Source organism: Amycolatopsis anabasis (assembly GCF_009765355.1).
GTDB lineage: Bacteria > Actinomycetota > Actinomycetes > Mycobacteriales > Pseudonocardiaceae > Amycolatopsis > Amycolatopsis anabasis.
In genome coordinates this window covers 125,845-146,132 of record NZ_VTHK01000001.1, presented here as the reverse complement: position 1 = coordinate 146,132, position 20,288 = coordinate 125,845, and the positions used below count along the sequence as shown (strand labels likewise).

At 70.6% G+C, this 20,288-nt stretch carries 22 protein-coding genes; 9 read left to right on the top strand and 13 right to left on the bottom strand.

What is annotated here, in order from left to right; all coding sequences use genetic code 11:
- Window positions 1-124: 124 nt before the first annotated feature.
- A complete protein-coding gene (locus FXO23_RS00775) occupies window positions 125-1,147 on the top strand; it encodes a glycerophosphodiester phosphodiesterase family protein (protein WP_246256800.1) in 1,023 nt (340 codons plus the stop codon).
- Here the strand turns inward: FXO23_RS00775 and FXO23_RS00770 are convergent.
- Complete coding sequence (locus tag FXO23_RS00770) at window positions 1,138-2,052, bottom strand: NsdA family TPR-like regulatory protein (RefSeq protein WP_158879521.1); 915 nt, start codon at window positions 2,050-2,052, stop codon at window positions 1,138-1,140. The two genes, FXO23_RS00775 and FXO23_RS00770, sit on opposite strands and share 10 nt — an antisense overlap.
- A gap of 340 nt (window positions 2,053-2,392) precedes the next feature.
- Between FXO23_RS00770 and FXO23_RS00765 the strand changes: the two genes are divergently transcribed.
- Complete coding sequence (locus FXO23_RS00765) at window positions 2,393-2,944, top strand: DoxX family membrane protein (RefSeq protein ID WP_158879520.1); 552 nt, start codon at window positions 2,393-2,395, stop codon at window positions 2,942-2,944.
- A 75-nt stretch (window positions 2,945-3,019) separates the two neighbouring features.
- Here the strand turns inward: FXO23_RS00765 and FXO23_RS00760 are convergent, their stop codons facing one another.
- The 3 genes from FXO23_RS00760 to FXO23_RS00750 form a co-directional block, all read right to left on the bottom strand.
- Window positions 3,020-3,823: an ABC transporter permease gene (locus tag FXO23_RS00760; RefSeq protein WP_158879519.1), complete on the bottom strand. Its 804-nt coding sequence runs from the start codon at window positions 3,821-3,823 to the stop codon at window positions 3,020-3,022.
- Window positions 3,820-4,788 (bottom strand): ATP-binding cassette domain-containing protein, encoded by a 969-nt coding sequence (locus FXO23_RS00755; protein WP_158879518.1) that lies wholly within the window; start codon window positions 4,786-4,788, stop codon window positions 3,820-3,822. Before FXO23_RS00755 ends, FXO23_RS00760 begins: the two co-directional genes overlap by 4 nt.
- 67 nt (window positions 4,789-4,855) lie before the next feature.
- Entirely contained in the window at window positions 4,856-6,223 is a 1,368-nt protein-coding gene (locus FXO23_RS00750) for an acetyl-CoA C-acetyltransferase (protein ID WP_158880044.1), read from the bottom strand.
- Between the two features lie 123 nt (window positions 6,224-6,346).
- On the opposite strand from FXO23_RS00750, the gene FXO23_RS00745 reads away from it, so the two are divergent.
- Both FXO23_RS00745 and FXO23_RS00740 read left to right on the top strand, forming a co-directional pair.
- The gene (locus tag FXO23_RS00745; RefSeq protein ID WP_158879517.1) at window positions 6,347-7,690 is read left to right on the top strand and encodes a 3-oxoacyl-ACP reductase; all 1,344 of its coding nucleotides are present in this window, start codon (window positions 6,347-6,349) and stop codon (window positions 7,688-7,690) included.
- 4 nt (window positions 7,691-7,694) lie between these two features.
- Window positions 7,695-8,573, top strand: a complete 879-nt coding sequence (locus tag FXO23_RS00740; RefSeq protein ID WP_158879516.1) for a MaoC/PaaZ C-terminal domain-containing protein — start codon at window positions 7,695-7,697, stop codon at window positions 8,571-8,573.
- Between the two features lie 7 nt (window positions 8,574-8,580).
- On the opposite strand, the gene FXO23_RS00735 is transcribed toward FXO23_RS00740, so the two are convergent.
- Window positions 8,581-9,237 carry a TetR/AcrR family transcriptional regulator gene (locus tag FXO23_RS00735; protein ID WP_158879515.1) on the bottom strand — a complete coding sequence of 219 codons (657 nt, stop codon included), beginning with the start codon at window positions 9,235-9,237 and terminating at the stop codon, window positions 8,581-8,583.
- Window positions 9,238-9,371: 134 nt separating this feature from the next.
- On the opposite strand from FXO23_RS00735, the gene FXO23_RS00730 reads away from it, so the two are divergent.
- Together FXO23_RS00730 and FXO23_RS00725 are read left to right on the top strand one after the other, a co-directional pair.
- Window positions 9,372-10,031, top strand: a complete 660-nt coding sequence (locus tag FXO23_RS00730) for an SCP2 sterol-binding domain-containing protein (protein WP_158879514.1) — start codon at window positions 9,372-9,374, stop codon at window positions 10,029-10,031.
- 115 nt (window positions 10,032-10,146) lie between these two features.
- Window positions 10,147-10,695, top strand: a complete 549-nt coding sequence (locus FXO23_RS00725) for an SCP2 sterol-binding domain-containing protein (protein ID WP_158880041.1) — start codon at window positions 10,147-10,149, stop codon at window positions 10,693-10,695.
- On the opposite strand, the gene FXO23_RS00720 is transcribed toward FXO23_RS00725, so the two are convergent.
- Window positions 10,679-11,128 (bottom strand): FxsA family protein, encoded by a 450-nt coding sequence (locus FXO23_RS00720; RefSeq protein ID WP_158879513.1) that lies wholly within the window; start codon window positions 11,126-11,128, stop codon window positions 10,679-10,681. The genes FXO23_RS00725 and FXO23_RS00720 overlap by 17 nt on opposite strands.
- Before the next feature lie 69 nt (window positions 11,129-11,197).
- Here FXO23_RS00720 and FXO23_RS00715 point away from each other — a divergent pair, with 69 nt between their 5' ends.
- The gene (locus FXO23_RS00715) at window positions 11,198-12,526 is read left to right on the top strand and encodes a hypothetical protein (protein ID WP_158879512.1); all 1,329 of its coding nucleotides are present in this window, start codon (window positions 11,198-11,200) and stop codon (window positions 12,524-12,526) included.
- On the opposite strand, the gene FXO23_RS00710 is transcribed toward FXO23_RS00715, so the two are convergent.
- The 4 genes from FXO23_RS00710 to FXO23_RS00695 are packed head-to-tail and all read right to left on the bottom strand — an operon-like array spanning window position 12,499 to window position 15,702.
- Complete coding sequence (locus tag FXO23_RS00710) at window positions 12,499-12,996, bottom strand: P-loop NTPase family protein (protein ID WP_158879511.1); 498 nt, start codon at window positions 12,994-12,996, stop codon at window positions 12,499-12,501. The genes FXO23_RS00715 and FXO23_RS00710 overlap by 28 nt on opposite strands.
- A gap of 5 nt (window positions 12,997-13,001) precedes the next feature.
- Window positions 13,002-14,312, bottom strand: coding sequence for a hypothetical protein (locus FXO23_RS00705; protein WP_158879510.1), 1,311 nt, complete (start codon window positions 14,310-14,312; stop codon window positions 13,002-13,004).
- Window positions 14,309-14,926 (bottom strand): ABC transporter ATP-binding protein, encoded by a 618-nt coding sequence (locus tag FXO23_RS00700; RefSeq protein ID WP_158879509.1) that lies wholly within the window; start codon window positions 14,924-14,926, stop codon window positions 14,309-14,311. The genes FXO23_RS00705 and FXO23_RS00700 overlap by 4 nt, the downstream gene beginning before the upstream one ends.
- Window positions 14,923-15,702, bottom strand: a complete 780-nt coding sequence (locus tag FXO23_RS00695; RefSeq protein WP_246256799.1) for a class I SAM-dependent methyltransferase — start codon at window positions 15,700-15,702, stop codon at window positions 14,923-14,925. Before FXO23_RS00695 ends, FXO23_RS00700 begins: the two co-directional genes overlap by 4 nt.
- A 197-nt stretch (window positions 15,703-15,899) precedes the next feature.
- On the opposite strand from FXO23_RS00695, the gene FXO23_RS51410 reads away from it, so the two are divergent.
- Window positions 15,900-16,055 carry a hypothetical protein gene (locus FXO23_RS51410; RefSeq protein WP_246256798.1) on the top strand — a complete coding sequence of 52 codons (156 nt, stop codon included), beginning with the start codon at window positions 15,900-15,902 and terminating at the stop codon, window positions 16,053-16,055.
- 42 nt (window positions 16,056-16,097) lie between these two features.
- Window positions 16,098-16,430, top strand: a complete 333-nt coding sequence (locus FXO23_RS00690; protein WP_158879507.1) for a DUF6191 domain-containing protein — start codon at window positions 16,098-16,100, stop codon at window positions 16,428-16,430.
- Here FXO23_RS00690 and FXO23_RS00685 read toward each other — a convergent pair.
- From FXO23_RS00685 to pdhA, 3 genes are read right to left on the bottom strand one after another with little or no spacing between them, the layout of a single operon-like run.
- Entirely contained in the window at window positions 16,420-17,772 is a 1,353-nt protein-coding gene (locus FXO23_RS00685; protein WP_158879506.1) for a dihydrolipoamide acetyltransferase family protein, read from the bottom strand. The two genes, FXO23_RS00690 and FXO23_RS00685, sit on opposite strands and share 11 nt — an antisense overlap.
- Before the next feature lie 16 nt (window positions 17,773-17,788).
- Window positions 17,789-18,817, bottom strand: coding sequence for an alpha-ketoacid dehydrogenase subunit beta (locus tag FXO23_RS00680; protein WP_158879505.1), 1,029 nt, complete (start codon window positions 18,815-18,817; stop codon window positions 17,789-17,791).
- Entirely contained in the window at window positions 18,817-20,025 is a 1,209-nt protein-coding gene (gene pdhA, locus FXO23_RS00675; protein ID WP_158879504.1) for a pyruvate dehydrogenase (acetyl-transferring) E1 component subunit alpha, read from the bottom strand. Before pdhA ends, FXO23_RS00680 begins: the two co-directional genes overlap by 1 nt.
- Window positions 20,026-20,288: the final 263 nt, after the last annotated feature.

Sequence of the window (20,288 nt, the reverse complement as noted above, 5' to 3'; positions counted from 1 at the left end):
ACCCCTCCTGACGAAAATTGTCCGGAGGGGTCCCCTCATGACAGGTGGGGTTCGGGGAGATGTCACCTGATCGGGGTTTTCGGGGGATGGGTGGGGTGGAAGTGTGGTGGGTGTGCTGAGGGCGTTGAGCAGTGTGGTGGTGGTAGCGGCGGCGGTCGCCGGGCTGACCCCTGGGGCGGCGCAGGCGCGTCCGCGCGGGCAGTTCGACATCCAGGCGCATCGCGGCGGGATCGGGCTCACCGTGGAGAGCACGCTGGCCTCCTTCGAGACCGCGCTCGAACTCGGCGTGACCACGCTTGAGCTCGACCTGCAGATCACCGCCGACGGCCGAGAGGTGATCACGCACGACCGGAAGACCACCCCGGCCAAATGCCGCGACACCGCGCCCGCGACCCCGGGTGACCCGGCGTTCCCCTATGTCGGCAAGTACGTCAAGGACCTCACCTTCGCGCAGGTGCGCACGCTGGACTGCGGCTCGCTGCGCCAGCCGAACTTCCCGAACCAGCAGCTCTCGCCCGGCGCGAAGATGCCGACGCTCGCCGAAGTGTTCGACCTCGCCCGGCGGCACCGCGCGTGGGGAATCCGCTTCAACATCGAGACCAAGGTCGAGGCCGCCGCGCCGCGGGAGACCGCGCCGCGCGAGTGGTTCGTGCACCGGGCCGCGCACGAGATCAACCGGTCCGGTTTCGCGCGCAACGTCACCATCCAGAGCTTCGACTGGGGCGCGCTGATGCTGATGCGCGAGGTCGCGCCGTGGCTGCCGACCGTCGCCCTGACCCAGCCGGAGTTCCTCCAGGCGGGCAAGCCCGGCAAGTCGCCGTGGCTGGGCGGCCTGGACATCGACGACTTCGGCGGCAGCCCGGTCCGCGCGGTCAAATCGTTCGGCGCCCGGGCGCTGTCGCCGGTGCACGGCAACCCGCAGGGCGGGACCGTGAACGACCCCGGCTACCAGCCGTTCACCACCAAGGCCCTGGTCGGCGAGGCGCACCGCGCGGGTCTGAAGGTGATCCCGTGGACGGTCGACGATCCGGCGACGATGCACAAGCTCATCGACGACGGCGTGGACGGCATCATCACCGACTACCCGGACCGGCTGCGCGAGGTCGCCGCCGCCCGCGGCTTCCGGCTCCCGCGCGCCTATCCCTGACCGGACATGAACGCGGCGACCCGGTCGGACAGATCGCGGATGCCGGTGTTGTCCCGGCGGCGGTCGGCCTCGTTCTTCAGCGGCCGCATCCGGTCCCGGGCCCGGGACGAGGTCAGGCGCCCGGCCATTTCCAGGGCCCGGACGCCGACCGCGGCGGCCTCGTCCAGATCGCCTTCCAGCAGGTGGTTCGTGGCCAGCATGATCAGCATGAAAGATCGGCTGCGGGCCATGTTCTCGTCGTAGCCCGCGATGGCCGTGGTGAGCGCGGGGATCGCCGAGCGGGTGTGGCTCAGATCGACGACCCGGGCCAGTTCGGTGTACACGGTCGCCCGCATCGCGGAGAAATCGTTGGCGTCGAAGAACCACGCCCACGGCGGCGCCAGATCGGGATCGGCCGCGTCGAGCTGGCTCTCCGCCTGGCCGAGCAGCGACAGCGCCCGGCCGCTGTTGCCCATCCGCGCGTAGGCCCACGCCTGGTTCGCGGAGAGGATGGCGGCGGCGAGCGACGATCCCGCCTCCTTCGCGGAGAGCTGGCCCAGTTCGAAGTGCTCGAGGCTCTCCTCGGGCGCGTCGTGGTGCAGGCGCACCCGGCCCATCCGATAGCAGATGTTCGCCACCAGGCCGTGGTGGTGGCAGTTCGTCGCCAGCCGCAGCGCCTGGTCGAAATGGCCGAGGGACGCGTCGACCAGGCCGATGTCGAAACTCGTCCAGCCCGCGAGGTTGTGCAGATCGGCCAGCGCGACGCACAGCCGGTCGAGCACCTGGTCGTTCGCGGCCGAGGCGAGTAACTGATCCGCACCGGACAACGCGGTGAGCACGGCGTCCCGGCAGGCGCCGCCGCCGTCTCGGTAATCGAGGGCCCGGAATTCCCGGGTGGACTCCTCCAGGCGTTGCACGTCGGCCATGCCGACCCGTCCGGAGGGTGGTGTGGCCCGATTCTCGCTGCGCTCCATCGCTCGCCCCTGACTTCTGGTCTCCAGATGGATCGCCGGGGTCCGGGGCGTGCCCTTGCGAGACCCCATGATGCTGCGCAGAACCGCCACGTGACCAGGTGTCCAGCCACGAAAGCGACCATCCGGGATGGGTATTCAGCCTGTTGGCGGCAACACTCTCGGATTATATTGCGCTATCTAACAAGATCACTAGATTCGATTAGAACCTGCTAGTGCGGATGGGAGTGAAGATGCGCGAGAACGGGTAACTTCGAGGCGACAGGCTCGGACTGGCCAGAGGAAGGCGACGATCGTGATTCTCCGTCGAGTGGCACGCCCACTGCTCGCGTCCATCTTCATCTTCGGCGGGATCGGGGCGCTGCGGGACAGCGAAGGGCACGCGCAGGCCGCGAAGCCCCTGATCGACAAGACCCTCGGCCCGCGCGCCGGTTCGCTGCCGGACGCGGTGCCCACCGATCCGGTGACGCTGATCCGGATCGACGGGCTGGTCAAGATCGGCGCCGGTACCGCGCTGGCGTTCGGCAAGGCGCCCCGGCTGGCCTCGCTGGCCCTGCTGGGCAGCCTGGTGCCGACCACCCTGGCCGGCCACGCGTTCTGGGAGAAGCAGGAACCGGCCGACCGCCAGGAACAGCTGATCCACTTCCTGAAGAACGCCGGGCTGGCGGGTGGCCTGCTGCTCGCGGCCGGGGACACCGGCGGCAAGCCCTCGCTCGGCTGGCGGGCCCGCCGCGCCGCGAAGAAGGCCGGCAAGCAGGTGCAGGAGAGCACCGGCCACGCCCGCCGCCGGACGGTGTTCCTGGCCGGACGCGCGAGCAAGGCCGTGGAATCCGCCCTGCCCGGCTGACCCGGCCGAACGGGTCGTGAGTGGACAGACCGGTTCTAACCGGTCAAAACACTCACGACCCCTTTCAGGGTCCGGTTAGCGGCTGGCCACGCGGCGGTAGCGGGCGGCGGCCAGTGGCGCGAAGATCGCGATGATCGCCACGCAGCACAGGATGGCGTAGAGCGCGGCGTGCTCGGCGGGCCAGCCGGCCGTCGGCTCGCCGAACCGGTTGCCGAACAGGTCCCGGGTCGCGTTGATGACCGCGGTGAACGGGTTCCACTCCGCGACCACTTCCAGGAACCCGGGCAGCTTGTCGGCGGGGACGAACGCGGACGAGATGAAGCTGAGCGGGAACATCCAGATCAGCCCCGCGCTCTGCGCGACCTCGACGCTGCGCGCCACCAGCCCGATCAGCGCGCCCACCCAGGACAGCGCCCACGCGAACATCAGCATCACCAGGTAGCCGAGCACCGCGTCCCCGAAGCTGCCCCGGATCCGCCAGCCGACGATCAGCCCGCACGCCGACATCACGATCAGCGCGATCACGCTGACCATCAGATCGGACGTGGTGCGGCCGAAGATCACCGCGAACCGGGACATCGGCAGCGAGCGGAACCGGTCGATGATCCCCTTCTGCAGGTCGTTCGCGAACCCGATCACGGTGAACGCCGAGTTGAACGCGACCGTCTGCGCGAAGATCCCGGCGATCAGGAACTCGCGGTAGGCCGCGCCGCCCGCCTCGCCGCCGATCGCGTCGCCGAAGACGTATGCGAACAGCAGCACGAACATGATCGGCTGCACGGTGGCCGCCATCAGCCAGTCCGGGTTGCGCCGGACGTTCATCAGGTTCCGCCAGGTGACGACCCCGCCGTCGGAGAACGCCTTCGCGACCGCGTTCATCGGGCCTCCTCCCCCGTCTCCTCCGCACCATGGCCGGTGAGCGTGAGGAACACGTCGTCCAGCGTGGGCCGGTGCAGGGCGACGTCCTGCACGGTGATGCTCTGCGCGTCCAGGCGGCGCAGCGCCTCGATCAGCGCCTTGGTGCCGGTGTCCACCAGCACGTCGACCTTGCGCAGGTGCGGGTCGACGTGCGGTTCGCCGGTGCCCACCTCGGCGAGCACGCTGGCGGTGGCGGCCAGTTCCGCCGGCTCGCCGACCACCAGTTCCAGGCGCTCGCCGCCGGTCTGGCGTTTCAGCTCGTCGGCCGTGCCGCGCGCGATGACCTTCCCCTTGTCGATCACCACGATCCCGTCGGCGAGCTGATCGGCCTCCTCGAGGTACTGGGTGGTGAGCAGCACGGTCGCGCCGTCCGCGACGAGTTCCTTGATCACCGCCCAGGTGTCGATCCGCCCGCGCGGATCGAGCCCGGTGGTCGGCTCGTCCAGCACCACCACGGCCGGTTCGGCGACCAGCGCACCGGCCAGGTCGAGGCGGCGCCGCATCCCGCCGGAGTACCCCTTGGCCGGGCGGTCGCCCGCCTCCTCCAGCGCGAACCGCGACAGCAGCTCGCGGGCGCGCTTGCGCGCGGCGGCCCGGCCGCGGCCGTACAACCGGCCGACCATGTACAGGTTCTCGAACCCGGTCAGGTTCTCGTCGACCGCGGCGTACTGGCCGGACAGCCCGATCACCCGCCGGACCTTCTCCGGTTCGGCGAGCACGTCGTGCCCGGCCACCCAGGCCCGGCCGGAATCCGGCCGGAGCAGGGTGGTCAGGATGCGGACGGTGGTCGTCTTGCCGGCGCCGTTCGGCCCGAGCAGGCCGAGCACTTGCCCGTGCGGGATCTCCAGGTCGACGCCGTCCAGGGCGCGGGTCGACCGGTACGTCTTGACCAGCGCCTCGGTGCGCACCGCGACGGTTTCGGGCATGCCGCCACCCCCTGTCCGGTTTGGATGCCGGTCAGGGTATGCGGTGGCACCGACAAAGTCGCACTGTTTACTTCTCCAGGATCGCCGTGATCCCCTGGCCTCCCGCCGCGCAGATGGAGATCAGGCCCCGGCCGGAACCCTTCTCGTTCAGCAGCTTCGCCAGCGTCGCCACGATCCGCCCGCCGGTCGCGGCGAACGGGTGCCCGGCGGCCAGCGACGAGCCGTTCACGTTCAGCTTCGCGCGGTCGATCGAGCCGAGCGGCGAGTCCAGCCCGAGCTTCTCCTTGGCGAAGGCGTCGTCCTCCCACGCCTTCAGGGTGCAGAGCACCTGGGACGCGAACGCCTCGTGGATCTCGTAGAAGTCGAAGTCCTGCAAGGTCAGCCCGGCCTTGGCGAGCATCCGCGGCACCGCGTACGCCGGGGCCATCAGCAGGCCCTCGCCACCGTGCACGTAGTCCACGGCCGCGGTCTGCGAGATCGTCAGGTACGCCAGCACCGGCAGGTTGCGGGCCGCCGCCCATTCCTCGGTGGCCAGCAGCACGGTCGACGCGCCGTCGGACAGCGGGGTGGAGTTGGCCGCAGTCATCGTGCCCTCGGGGCCGCCGAAGACCGGCTTGAGCTTGGCCAGCTTCTCCACGGTCGAGTCGCCGCGCAGGTTCTGGTCGCGGGAGAGCTTGAGGAACGGTGTCACCAGATCGTCGAAGAAGCCGCGGTCGTAGGCCGCCGCGAGCCGCTGGTGGCTGGTCGCGGCCAGTTCGTCCTGGGCTTCGCGGGTGATCTCCCATTCCTTGGCGGTGATCGCCGCGTGCTCGCCCATGGACAGCCCGGTGCGCGGTTCGGAGTTGCGCGGGATCGCCGGGACGATGTGGCCGGGGCGGATCTTGGCGACGAGCTTGAGCCGGTCGCCGAGCGTCTTGGCGGCGTTCAGCTGGATCAGGATCCGGCGCAGGTCCTCGTTCACCGGCAGCGGGGCGTCGCTGGTGGTGTCCACGCCGCCGGCGATCGCCGAGTCGATCTGGCCGAGCGCGATCTTGTTCGCCACGTTGACGATCGCCTGCAGGCCGGTGCCGCAGGCCATCTGCACGTCCGAGGCGGGCGTCTCCGGGGCGAGCTTGCTGCCCAGCACGCATTCGCGCGCGAGGTTGAAGTCCTTGGAGTGCTTGAGCACCGCGCCGGCCGCGACCTCGCCGATCACCTCGCCCTGCAGGCCGTACCGGCTGACCAGGCCGTCCAGCGCGGCGGTGAGCATGTCCTGGTTGGAGGCGTTCGCGTACGGGCCGTTGGACCGCGCGAACGGGATCCGGTTGCCGCCGATGATCGCCACCTTGCGGACGCCGGAGTTCGCCGCGGCCGCCTTGGCCTTGGCGGTGCCGCCCTTCGCCGTGCTCCTGGTCGAGCGAGCCCGTCCGCTCGCCGGCTTCTCCGCTGAGCTCATCGCTTCCTCCAGCGCCGAAATGTTTCTGGTCATCCGTGATGTGGAACCCAGTATCGAGTGTAACCTACCCGCGAGTAGGTTAGACTGCGCAGTGACGGAACCGGCACACGGAAGGCATCGGCGATGGCTGACAGGTACCAACAGTTCACCAAGACCCCGGTGGGGAAGTTCCTGGTGCCGAAGCTCGGCCTGCCGAATCCGGCCACCCTGCGCCGGTACCAGCCGGGGCAGCCACCCCTCGAGGGTCCCGCACTTCTGGGCGCCGCGCCGGGCGGACGGCTGGAGAAGACGGTGAAGACCCAGCTCGCCGACGCGGGCATCGACGTGGTCACCGAGGCGGCGGGCGACCAGAAGTACGGCGCGCTGGTGTTCGACGCGACCGGGGTGACCGATCCGAAGCAGCTGCGCGAGGTCTACAAGTTCTTCCAGCCGGTGATCCGCCGGGTCGGCTACTGCGGCCGGGTGGTCGTGCTGGGCACCCCGCCGGAACTGGCCGAGGGCCGCGAGCGGGTCGCCCAGCGCGCGCTCGAGGGGTTCGTCCGCTCGGTGGCCAAGGAACTGAAGCGCGGCGCGACCGCGCAGCTGGTCTACGTCGCGACCGGCGCCGAGGAGGCCACCGAGTCGACCCTGCGCTTCCTGCTGTCGGCCAAATCGGCGTTCGTCGACGCCCAGGTGATCCGGATCGGCGCGGTCGGCCAGGCGCAGGTCACCGCGCCGGAGAGCTGGGACAAGCCGCTCGCCGGGAAGGTCGCCCTGGTCACCGGCGCGTCGCGGGGCATCGGCGCGGCCATCGCCGAGGTGCTCGCCCGCGACGGCGCGCACGTCGTGGCGCTGGACATCCCGGCGCAGGGCGCGGACCTGTCCAAGACGGCCAACAAGGTCGGCGGGACCGCGCTGCAGCTGGACATCACCGCCGCGGACGCGCCGGAGAAGCTCGCCGAGCACCTCACCCAGCGCCACGGCGGCGTGGACATCGTGGTGCACAACGCGGGCATCACCCGGGACAAGACGCTCGGCAACCTCACCGAGGGCGGCTGGGACTCGGTCATCGCGGTGAACCTGGCCTCGCAGCTCGCGGTCAACGACAAGCTGCTCGCCGACAAGGTGCTGCACGACGGCGGCCGGATCATCGGCGTCTCGTCGATCGCCGGGATCGCCGGGAACGTGGGGCAGACCAACTACGCCACCAGCAAGGCGGGCGTGATCGGCATGGTCAACGTGGGCGCCCCGGTGCTCGCCGAGCGCGGCGGCACGATCAACGCGGTCGCCCCCGGGTTCATCGAGACCAAGATGACCGCCGCAGTGCCGCTGTTCATCCGCGAGGCCGGGCGGCGGCTGTCCAGCCTCGGCCAGGGCGGCCTGCCGGTGGACGTCGCCGAGACCATCGCCTGGTACGCCAACCCCGCCTCGGCCGCGGTCAACGGCAACGTGGTCCGCGTCTGCGGCCAGGCCCTGCTGGGAGCGTGACGCGATGGCCGTCAAGGAACTGACCTCGTCCCCGAGCCTCGGCTCGCTCTACCCGAAGGCGCTGCTCGGCGGCCTGGGCGGTGGCGGGAAACCGGTGGGCACGCCGCTGCCGGACACCGAGTACGTGCGCCACGGCGTGGTCGTCGACCCGAAGGAGCTCGCCGCGTACAACCACGTGTGCGGGTTCGGGCTGACCGACGCGCTCCCGGCGACCTACCCGCACATCCTCGCGTTCCCGCTGCAGATGGCGCTGATGACCGAGAAGGGGTTCCCCTTCCCGCTGCTGGGCATGGTGCACGTGGCGAACCGGATCACCCAGCGCCGCCCGGTGACCCTGGACGAGCCGTTCACGCTGCGGGTGCGCGCGGAGAACCTGCGGCCGCACGAGAAGGGCACCCAGTTCGACGTGATCAGCGAACTGGTGCCGGACCGCGCTTCCGCCGCGGACGAAGGTCCGGTGTGGACGGACGTGAGCACCTACCTGCGCCGCGGCGCGGGGGCCTCCGGCGGCGAGGGCGGCAAGAAGGAGCAACTGGCCCCGCCTTCGCCGAACGCGGTCTGGCACGTGCCCGGCGACATCGGCCGCCGGTACGCCGAGGTGTCCGGCGACCGGAACCCGATCCACCTGCACCCGTTGACCGCCAAGGCGTTCGGGTTCCCGGCGGCGATCGCGCACGGCATGTGGACGAAGGCCCACAGCCTGGCGTCCTTCGAAGGCCGGTTGCCGGAGGCGTTCACCGTCGAGGTCCGGTTCAAGCAGCCGGTGCTGCTGCCCGCCCGGGCCGCGTTCACCTCCTGGCGGACCGACGGCGGCTGGACGTTCGAACTCTGGAACGCCCGCAAACCCAAACCGCACCTGGAAGGCGCCATCACCCCGGCCTGAGTGGCGGCTACTGCGCGGGTTTCCAGACGTCGCCCTCGACGAGGTCGTTGAAACCGAGCCAGATCAGGTTCATCAGCCAGGAGGCCAGCACGCCGTCGCTGACGTCGGAGTGGTCGAGCCACCAGTCCGCGAGGGACTCGGCGGCTCCGACGAGCGCGGCGGCCATGCCCTCACCGGAGAACTCGGCCTGCTCGCCGAGTCCCTTGCGGGTGCCCGCCGACACCACCAGCGCGGCCACCAGTTCGATCGCGCGGGTGCGCATCGCGGTGATCTCCGCGGCGAACTCCCCGCCGACGGTCAGCGCCTGCCGGTGCAGCACGGTCCACGAGTCGCGGTACTCGGCGACGAACTTGTAGAACGAGCGGAGGCCGTGCCACAGCTGCATGTCCGGGGCGAGTTCGGGCCGCACCCCGCCCTGGATGGCTTCCAGCAGCCGGGTGGCCTCCCGGCGGATGCACTTGGTGAAGAGGTCCTCCTTCGAGCCGAGGTAGGTGTAGATCATCGGCTTCGAGACGCCCGCCACCTCGGAGATCTCGTCCATCGACGCCGAGTGGTAGCCGTAGCGGGAGAAAACCTCGACCGCGGCGTCCAGGATCTGCCGTTCCCGGACTGCCCTCGGCAGCCGGCGTGCACGTTCCGGTGGACGCTGTGCTTGCTCTGTCACGCGGCCCTCCTTTCGCGCCAAAACGTTACCTGTACCGCAGGTGGACGTGTGGTTTCGCCGCACGAGTAGGCAGCTTGCCCACTAACCTACTCGCGCGTAAACTTACGGGTCGGTAGGTATGGCGGGGAGGCGTGATGGCCGACGACACCGGACTGGCGGGGCTGGATTTGTTCGATCTCAAGGGAAAGGCCCTGGTCGACGCGCTCGAGCGGATCGACCCGGCCGGGCCGGAGATCGCGTCCTTGGACGTGAACGAACTCGCCGCCGCCGTGGACCCCGCCGATCTCGGCCAGGACGACTTCCGCCGCCTGCTCGCGGCGCTGGTCCGGGTGGCCGAAGCCGCCCCCGCGCTCGATCTGGGCAAGGTCGATCCGCGCCATTTCGCGAAACTCGTCGCGCGTGCCTCGAAGGCGCAACTGGACCGGGTCGTGGCCGAGCCCGCCCTGCGCGAGCGGGTGCTCGGCGAGATCTTCGACCGGATGCGATCGCACATCAGACCCGATCGGGCGAAGAACGTGCACGCGGTGGTGCACTGGCGGCTGACCGGCGGCTCCGGTGCGGGCGGCTACGACCGGTACGAGACGGTCATCGCGGACGGCGGCTGCACGGTGAGCCGCGAGATGCGCGAGCAGCCGCGGGTGACCATCACCGTCGGCCCGACCGATTTCTTCAAACTGATCACCCACCAGGCGACACCGGCGGTTTTGTTCGTCACCGGAAAAATCAAGGTGAAAGGCGATCTCGCATTCGCGGCCGGGTTGATCGGATTCTTCGACCTTCCCAAACCAGATTAGGCCGGTACACTCGTTGCCCGTGTCCCCGCGAAAGCTGGTGCGCCGCTGGCGGAAACGGCTTCGGGTTTCCCGGCGGCCCCGAGTGATCACCCGAACACAGCGCGACGAGCACGCGATCAACGCGTTCGCGCGCAGGCTCGACCTGGGCAAGCTGAGCCCCGAGCAGTTCATCCAGCTGCTGGAGACGCTGCACATGCTGGGCACGAGCGGGGCCGGGGTGGAACTGCCCTCGCTCACCACGGAGACCCTGGTCGACCTGGTGCAGCGGGCGTCGCGCGAGCAGATCAAGGCGATCGCCGAACACGCGGAATTACGCTCGGTGTTCCTCGACGAGATATTCCGGAGAATGTCCGATCATTTTGTCGCGGACCGGGCGAAGCATGTCAACATCGTGGTCGGCTGGCGATTTTCCGATGGTGACGGAGAAGACGGATTCGATCGCTTCCAGACGGTGATCGAGGACGGTTTCTGCGTTTCCAGCGCCGATCTCGGCCGCACTCCGGACACCACCATCACGGTTTCCGCGGAGGATTTCATCCGAATGGCGACCGGAATCACCGCGGCGGCGACGATGTTCGTGACCGGACGGGTCCGGGTCAAGGGCGAATACGCCCCCGCGGTGCGGCTGAGCAGCTACTTCGACATTCCTACCCCGCGTCGATGACCGGATGCGAGCGCGGCGGGCGCTGCTCGTCCACGACCTCGCTGTCCACCACGATCACCCCGCCCGGGGCGGAGTACCCCACCGGGGCGCGCTTCTCGATCCGGCGCAGCCACGCCCGGCGGACCAGGCCGCGGCTCGGCGGCAGCAGCAGGAGCAGACCGGCCAGGTCGCTGACGAATCCGGGCAGCATGATCAGCACGCCGCCGAGGGCGATCAGCATCCCGTCGGTGATCTCGGCGTGCGCGGGCTTCCCGGCCCGGGCGGTCGCCACGAACGCGCGCATCGCGCGGGCGCCCTCGCGCCGGGCCAGCCACGAACCGAGGAACGCCCCGGCCAGCAGCAGGCCGATGGTCCCGAGGAAACCGATGGCCGAGCTCACCGCCCAGACGGCGGCCACCTCGGCAACCACATAGAGCAGCAGCACAACAGCCATACCGCGACAACGAACGACCTGTCCGTTTTGCTCCCCGCAGGTCAGGCGGGGGAACTAAGGTCACCGTCCGTGTGGAGTTGGTGGGGGCACGGGGACCCGAAGATCCTGGCCGGGATGACGGCGGCCGCCCTGCTGCTGGTGATCATCCTCGGGCGGATGCGGCGCCGCGGTGCGGGAATCCGGTTCTCCGGCGAAACCGGCCGCCAGCCGAGCACGATCCTCGGGTCGGTGTCGCGCTGGCTCTTCTTCGCCGTGGTGGTGGCCGCCGGGGTGACCAGCGGGCTGCTCTGGCTGTTCGGCTGGCCCCGGCTGCCTCCGGCGAACACGTTCGGCACCGCGCAGGTGCTGGATCTGCTCAAGATCGCGCTGGCCGTGGTCGCCGGGCTGGGCGGGGTGGTGCTGCTCGCGGTCAACCTGCGCAAGCAACGGGTCACCGAGGCCGAACACGGGCTGGCGCGCGCCCGGGACGAGCGGGAGCAGGCGCAGAGCTACAACGAGCGGTTCGGCACGGCCGCCGAGCAACTCGCGCACGAGAACGCGGCGGTGCGGCTCGCCGGGGTCTACGCGATGGCCGGGCTCGCCGACGACTGGCAGGACAACCGCCAGATCTGCGTCGACGTGCTGTGCGGATACCTGCGGCTGCCCCGGGACGGCGAGGACACGGTGGAGCGGAAGGTGCGGCAGACCCTGCTGCGGCTGCTCGGCGACCGCCTCTCCGGCGAGTGGTGGCGGGTGGGCCACGATCTCGACCTCGACCTGACCGCCGCCGGGTTCACCGATGTCGATCTGATCAGGACCTTCCCGATCGGCCGGGTGCGGCTGGAACAGGCGCTGTTCGAGGGCGAACACACCGTGCTCGGCCCGCCCGGGGCGCGGGCGGGCGACTTCCGCGACGCGGTGTTCCGAGCCGGGGAGACCCGGTTCGAGGTGTCGTGTTCGCTGGTGGGTGCCCGGTTCGAAGGCGGGGTGGTGCTCATCTCCGGCGAGCGGGCCGCGGGCGAGAACTTCGCGCTGGCCGACTGCCGGTTCGAGCGCACCCGGATCGTGGTCACCGGGCCGCAGTGGCGGCACGGTGACGTGGTCTTCGGCCGGTGCGAGTTCCACGAGTGCGCGTTCGACTTCACCGGGCTCACCGCGGAGCGGCCGAGCGTGGCGGAGAGCGAGGCGCGCCTGGTCATCGAGGATTCGCTGCTGACCGGCGGCGAGTTCGATCTGCGCGAGGCCGTGCAGCGCGAGCACGTCCTGTGGCTGCGCGACTGCGAACTCGACCGGGTCCGGTTCCACGCCGAAACCGGGGACGGGCCGGTCAAGCAGCTCAACGTCAGCGGGCTGACGCTCACCGGCACCACGCTGCCGGAGCGGCACGTGCGTTACCGCGAGCGCACCCGAGCCAGGTAGGCCGCCGCTTCCCGCGGGCTGCTCAGCAGGATCTGCCGCGTCCCGCCGCCGTGTTCGGCCAGGTGCGCGAACATCCGGCGGCGACCGGCGTGCGGCCAGGTCCAGATCCAGCGCAGGAACTCGGGATCGAAGCGTTCGGGGCAGCCCGGCGCCTGCTCGCCGCCGCGGATCGTGCGGCGCAGCGCCCGGCGCAGGCAGGTCCGGCGCGGGAAGTCCAGCAGGATCACGGTGTCCGCCGCGGCGAGCCGGATGTCCATGGTGCCGCCGTAGTTCCCGTCCAGGATCCAGCGGTCCGCCGCGACCAGCCCGCGCTGGATCCGGCGCCATTCCGCGCGTTCGGTCGGCACCCAGCCCGGTCGCCAGAACAACCGGTCGAGATGGGTCACCGGCAGGCCGAGGATTTCCCCGAGCCGGCGGGAGAAGGTCGACTTCCCGGCGCCCCCGCAGCCGATCACCGCGATTCGTCGCATCGGTTTCAGGCCGGCGCCCGCAGCGTCGACGCGGTGCTCAGGCCGAGCACGATCGGCGCCGCGATCCACAGCGTCACCCCGGCGCCGAGCACGATGAGCCCGACCAGCAGCAGATCGGGGCCCTGGACGAGCTGGCCGACCAGTCCCGCGGGGATCAGCACGCCGAGGATCGACACCTCGCCCACGTTGTCGTAGGCCACCATCCGGCCGGTGACCGTCCGGACCATCGCGGCGGCGGCCAGCAGCATCACCAGCCCGAGCTGCCACGACCACGGCACGCCGAGCAGCAGCACCAGCCCGAGCCACAGCGCCAGCAGCACGGTGAGCACCGCGACCGCGGTCAGTTTGAGCGCGCGTTCGGAGCAGTTGAGCCAGCGGCGGAGCCCGGGCACCCGGCGCAGTTCGGCCAGCGACGCGGCCATCGGCAGGGTCGCCAGGTAACCGCCGATCCCGATCAGCCACACCAGGTTCAACGCCGGGAACACCTGGTGCAGCACGGCCACACCGACCGCGAGCAACGCCACCAGCGGCAGCGTCCGCCCGCGGGCGAGCACCCCGGCCAGCACGAACCGGGCGAGCACGAACCGTCCACTGAGGACGGTCGCCCAGCGGATCGGGCGCCCGGCGGGCAGCAGGGCCCAGACGTCGAGGAAGGTCATCGAGGTGCGGCGGACCATGCGCTCGGTGAACCGGTCGACCAGCTCGCGGCGGCCGGTGCCGGTCGTGGTCCGCGTTCCCGGCAGCAGCGCGCACGCCACCGCGGCGGCCGCCGCCACGATCGCGATCGGCCACAGCGTCGCGGGTTGCGATCCGGTCAGCGCGAGCACGGCGAGTGGCAGCGGCACCAGGTTCTCCGCCCACCGCACCACCGGCCCGGTGCGGCGGTGGGCGGTGACCAGGGCGAGCAGCGCGGTGGCGGCGAACAGCGCGCACGCCACCGGTACCAGGGCCGGGGACCAGCCGAGCAGCAGCGCGCTGACCAGCGTCGCGTAGACGACCGCGCCGAACCGGCCCGCCCACGCGAGCAGGAGCTGACCGCCGATCCGCCGCGGCCGGGAGCCGTCGAAGTCGGCCCAGGTCAGCCGGGCCGGATCGGCCCACGCGAAACTCCGCCGCAGCAGGGAACGCCAGGCCAGCGCGAGCCCGACGCAGAGCACCGCGAGGCTGGCCAGATCGGTGACCGGGGTGTCGCCGAGCAGTTCCGCGCGCACGACCGCGGTGTTGTAGAACGGCGACCCGAGCACGCCGAGCGCCACGAACGCGGCCACCAAGCGGCTGGCGGCCTCGTCGGAGTTCCTGCCGAGCCAGCGCTTCATGTGAAGTCCACGATGGAATCGGCGACCTGGTCGACCAGCGGCCGGAAGTGGCTGGCGGCGACCACCGCGGCCCCGGCGCGGGTGCTCTCGGTGATCAGGTCCGCGAGCCACTCCCGGCCCTCGGCGTCGAGCGCGCGTTCCGGTTCGTCGAGCAGCAGCACCTCGTGCGGCCGCGCGACGCAGCCCAGCAGGAGCAGGCGGCGCCGCTGCCCCGCGGACAGCTGCCCGGCCGGGACGTCGATGCGGTGGTCCAGCCCGGCGAACGCGAGCAGCCGCCCCGGATCGGCCTGGACCTCCACCCCGGGGAACGACCGCAGCAGCAGGTCCAGGTGCTGGCGCGGGGTGAGCTCGTCGAACAGCGCCGAATCGTCGAGCAGCACCGACACCCGCCGCCGGAACGCGGGCGACCGCTCGTCCGGCGGCGTGCCGCAGACGGTCACCGTGCCCTCGGTCGGCGCTTGCGAGCCGTACAGGCAGCGCAGCAGGGTCGACTTCCCGGCGCCGTTCGGCCCGGTCAGCACCGCGCACTCGCCTTCACCCACCACGAGATCCAGCTCGCGGAACAGCCAGTCCTCCCCGGCCGCGACGCCCAGTTCCTCCGCGAGGATGGTCATCGGCTTCCCTCCCGTTCGGCCACCAGAAAGACCCGCCGGATCATGCAGTCGTTGGTCGCCTTCATCTCCTCGATGCGCGAGCGCAGTTCCGCGGGATCCCGCCCGGATTCGGCGGCGAGTTCCTCGACCTCGTCGAGCAGGAGTTCGGTGGTCCTGGCCTGCCGTTCCCGCCACGCCTCGGTTTCGGCGTATTCGCGCACGGTGAACCCGGCCGCTTCCAGCAGCGGCCGGTGGTCGGGCACCTGCGGCGGCCGGCCCACCGGCTGCGAGTGGTAGTCCCAGGTGGTCAGGCACAGGCGGCCACCGGGCTCCAGGACGCGGGCGAACTCCCGCAGGGCACTCGCCTTGTCTTCGGCGAACAGCAGCGCGTCGACGCTCATCGCCGCCCGCGCGCTCGCGTCCGGCAGGCCCAGCGCGTCGAACGAACCGACGCGGTACTCGGCCCGTTCGCCGAGCCCCAGGGCCGCCGCGCGCTCGCGGGCGCTCGCCAGCGCGGGTTCCGCGATGTCGACGCCGAGCAGCCGGGCGCCGGTCCGGGCCGCCACCCACAGGCCCGGGCCACCCCGGCCGCACCCCGCGTCCACCAGGAGCGCGCCCGGCGCCAGCCGCAGCTCGGCGTCGAACTTCTCCAGTTCGGTCACCGACAGGTAGCTGTGGATGCCGAGCCCGGCCGGGTACTCGTCGCCGTAGACGCGCGCCCAGATCCGTTCGGTCACCGCGGAGGCCGGGCGCGCGAAGGTCTCGCTGAACCGCGAAACCCAGTACGGATCGAGCACGTGTTCCCCTCTCCAGCCCGCAGTGTGAACAACTCCGCATACCGCCCGCCGAGTTCCATCGGCTGCTCGCGGGCGGCGATTCCGGCCAGCTTTCCACGTTCGAGCAACAGGATCGTGCCGACTCGGCGAACAGTGAGGTTCCGGCGGCGTCTCGGGTGGCGGCGGGGTGTCCTCGACGACCAGCCGCCGCTGCCGCCGTGTCCCCGCAGATCCTGGGCGAGGACGTGGCGACCGCCAGCCGTGCCGCGAAGCCGTCCCAGGTGCGAGCGGTGCTGCCCAACGCGTGGAGCAGCACCACGGGTACGCCGCCGCGGGTGCCGACTTCGCGGAAAGCGAGCGTCGCGGAACCGTGATCATGATCGGGTCGTTGGCCGGTCATGGACATGCTCCTGGTCGTGGCGATCTCGATCCCGGGTTTGTTCCTGCTGCTCTTCTTCGCGGTGATCTTCGAGCTGTTCGGCGGCTGGCTGGGCCGGTTCCGGTGGATCCCGTGGAAGCCGCGGCGGGGCGAGAACAGCTCCTCCGGCCTGGGCGGCGGCAAGCGGATGGCCGCCGCGCTGGGCACCGAGGAGATGTTCGCCTTCCTCTACCAAACCAAGCGCAACGAGCTGCGGCAGCGCGATGTCGAACTGGTGATGTCCCAGGAGGAGGACGACGGCGCCCCGCCCCGCAGCCGGATCGACCTGGAGCGGGGTACCGCGTACCTGAAGCTGCCGCCTAGTAAGTGAAGGCGATCGCCGGATCGGCGAGCAGCGCGCCGACGTCGGCGAGGTACTCCGCGCCCTGCTGACCGTCGATCAACCGGTGGTCGAAGCTCAGCGCGAGCTGCAGCACCTTGCGGACCTTGATCTCCCCGTCCACCACCCACGGGGTGTCCTTGATCGAGCCGAACGCGAGGATCGCCGACTCACCGGGGGTGATGATCGGCGTCCCGGTGTCCACCCCGAGCACGCCCACGTTGCTGATGGTGATCGTGCCGTTGATCATGTCGCCGGGTGTGGTCTTGCCCGCGCGCGCGGTGGCCGTGAGTTCTTCCAGCGCCCGCGCCAGCTCCAGGAGCGAAAGCCCGTCCGCGTCCCGGATCTTCGGCACGATCAGCCCGCGCGGAGTCGCCGCGGCCACGCCCAGGTGGACGTAGTCCTTGTAGACGATCTCCTGGTTCTCCTCGTCCCACACCGCGTTGACGTCCGGCGTCCGCTTCGCCGCCAGGCACATGGCCTTGGCCGCGAACGCCAGCGGGGTCAGCTTCACGCCCGCGAACTCCGGGCTGTTCTTCAGCTTCGCCCGCAGTTCCATCATCGGCGTGACGTCGACGGTGAGGAACTCGGTGACGTGCGGCGCGGTGAACTTGCTGGCCACCATGGCCTGCGCGGTCTTCTTGCGCACACCCTTGATCGGCACCCGGCGCTCCCGGGTCGCCGGGTCGTAACCCTCCACAGTGGACGGTGTGTCGGCGGGTGCCCCGCTCGCCGCCCGCCGCACGTCGTCGCGGGTGATCACGCCGCCGTCCGCCGACCCGGTCAGCGAGTGCAGATCGACGCCGAGGTCCTTGGCGAGCTTGCGCACCGGCGGCTTCGCCAGCGGCACGTACCCACCCCTGGGCTCCGGCGCGCTCGGTGCCGGAGCGCTCGGCGCCGGGGCCACAGCCGCCGCGGGCGGTTGCGCGGCGGGCGGTTCGGCGGTGGTTTCCTTGCGCGGACGCCGTTTGGCGACGACCTTCTTCGAGCCGTAGCCGACGAGGGGTTTCATCTCCTCTTCTTCGGCAGGTTCCTCGGCCGCGGCGGCGGAGCCGTTGGCCGAGGGCGCGGGCGCCGCCGTGCCGTTCGGGTCCACGTCGATGGTGAGGATCGGGGTGCCGACCTCGACGGTCTGCCCCGGCTCGACGTGCAGCTCGGTGACCACACCCGCCCACGGGATCGGGAGTTCCACCGCGGCCTTCGCGGTCTCCACCTCGACCACGATCTGGTTGACCGTCACCTCGTCGCCCGGCTTTACGTGCCAGGTGAGGATGTCGGCCTCGGTCAGCCCCTCCGCCGTGTCGGCAAGGGGAAACTGCTTGTACTCGGGCATCTGTGCGAATCCCCCTTCACCAGCTGAGCGAACGGTCGACGGCGTGCAGCACCCGGTCCAGATCGGGGAGGTACTCCTCCTCGAGCTTGCTCGGCGGGTACGGCGTGTCGAATCCGGTCACCCGGAGGACGGGGGCCTCCAGCGAGTAGAAGCATTCCTGTTGCACGCGCGCGGCGATTTCCGAGGTGAGCGACGACTCCGACGGCGCCTCGCTGACCGCGATGAGGCGGCCGGTGCGGCGCACCGATTCGAAGACCGGGCCGAGGTCGAGCGGGGACAGGGTGCGCAGGTCGATCACCTCGAGCGAGGTGCCCTCCTCGGCGGCCGCGGTCGCGGCGTCCAGGCAGACCTTCACCGACGGCCCGTAGGCGACCACCGTCGCCGCGGTGCCCTGGCGGACCACCCGGGAGGCGAACAGCGGATCGGGCGTGGCCGCGGTGTCCACCTCGGCGCGCACGGCGCCCGAGTGGTACAGCCGCTTCGGTTCGAAGAACAGCACCGGATCGTCGCAGGCGATGGCCTGCTGGATCATCCAGTACGCGTCGGCGGGGTTGGAGCAGGAGACCACCTTCAACCCGGGAATGTGCGAGAACAGCGATTCCGGCGATTCGGAGTGGTGCTCCACCGCGCCGATCCCGCCGCCGAACGGCACCCGGATGACCACCGGCATCTTGATCCGGCCCTGCGAACGGTAGTGCAGTTTCGCGAGCTGGCTGGAGATCTGGTCGAAGCCGGGGAAGATGAACCCCTCGAACTGGATCTCGCACACCGGGCGGAACCCGCGCACGGCCAGCCCGACCGCGGTGCCGATGATCCCGGACTCGGCGAGCGGGGTGTCCAGCACGCGCTGCTCGCCGAAGTCCTTCTGCAGCCCGTCGGTGATCCGGAAGACGCCGCCGAGCTTGCCGACGTCCTCCCCGAGAATGATCACCTTGTCGTCGGCTTCCATCGCCGTGCGCAGGCCCAGGTTCAGGCCCTTGCCGATGGTCAGCTTCTGCACGGTCGAGTGCGCACTGTCTACTGTGGACTTAACCGGCGCGGCCATCAGTGACCACCCGCCTCGGCGAACCCGGCGAGGTAGGCCAGGTACTCCTCGCGCTGGGCGTCCAGCACCGGCGACGGCTCGGCGTAGACCTCGCTGAAGATCCGCTCCGGCGGCGGATCGGGCATGTTGAAGCAGAAGTCGCGCAGGTCCGCGGCGAAGTCGTCGGCCTCGGCCTGGACCTTGTCGAAGAAGTCCTGATCCGCCAGGCCGTTGCGGGCCAGGTGCACGCGGACCCGCTCGATCGGGTCCTTGTGCTTCCACACCTCGAGCTCCTCGGAGAGCCGGTAGCGGGTGGGGTCGTCGGTCGTGGTGTGCGCGTCCATCCGGTAGGTGAACGCCTCGATCAGCACCGGGCCGTTGCCGTGGCGGCATTCGTCGAGCGCCCAGCGGGTCACCGCGAGGCAGGCCAGCACGTCGTTGCCGTCGACACGGATGCCGGGGAAGCCGTAACCGCGGGCGCGCTGGTAGAGCGGGAGCCGCGACTGGCGCTCGGTCGGTTCGGAGATCGCCCACTGGTTGTTCTGGCAGAAGAACACCAGCGGCGCGTCGTACACCGCGGCCCAGACGAAGCCCTCGTGCACGTCGCCCTGGCTGGTCGCGCCGTCGCCGAAGTAGACGATGGTCGCCTCGCCGTCGTCGTCGCCGACCTTGCCCTCGAACTTCTGGCCCATCGCGTAGCCGGCCGCGTTGAGCACCTGGTTGCCGATGACGATCGTGTACGGGTGGAAGCCGTGGGCCTGGAAGTCCCAGCCGCTCTGGTCGCTGCACCGGAAGATCCCGAGCAGCTCCTTGAAGTCGACGCCGCGGGTGAACGCCACGCCGTGCTCGCGGTAGCTGGGGAAGGCCATGTCCCGCTTCCGCAGGGCCCGGCCGGAGCCGATCTGCGCGGCTTCCTGGCCGAGCAGCGGAACCCAGATGCCCAGCTGCCCCTGCCGCTGCATCGCGTTGGACTCGCGGTCGGCACGCCGGACCAGCACCATGTCGCGGTACAGCCCGCGCAGCACTTCGGCATCGACGTCGGCGACGTAGGAGTCGAATTGCGGCGAGTCGACACGCTCGCCCTCGGGGGTCAGCAGCTGAGTGAGCTCAGCGCCGCCTTCGTTCGTTGCTCGCAAACCCGCAATCACCTGTTCTCGGGACGGTTGTGCCGCTTGTGCGGCGGGCCCGGCGCCAGGCTCAGGGTGCGTCCACTGTTCGGCAGAGGACATGCGCTTGTCTCCTCGGTGTCAGTGCCGCGCAGCCGCTTGTGGCGGCCGCAACGACGGCGCCGACGGGCTCCTGCGCATCGGGTCCGAAGCGCTCGGGTCACCGTCGGCGGTGACGGTTCACGCGGCCATCCTGGCATGGACTGGGCTGTTCTGGTGAGTCGCCGATGCTGATTTGTTGCTGAGAAACCAGTGTTGAGCTGGGAAAACGCTTGGAAGCCCGACGATGTGCCCGCCGAAAGTCGGGGGTTCAAGCCAGGCTCGAC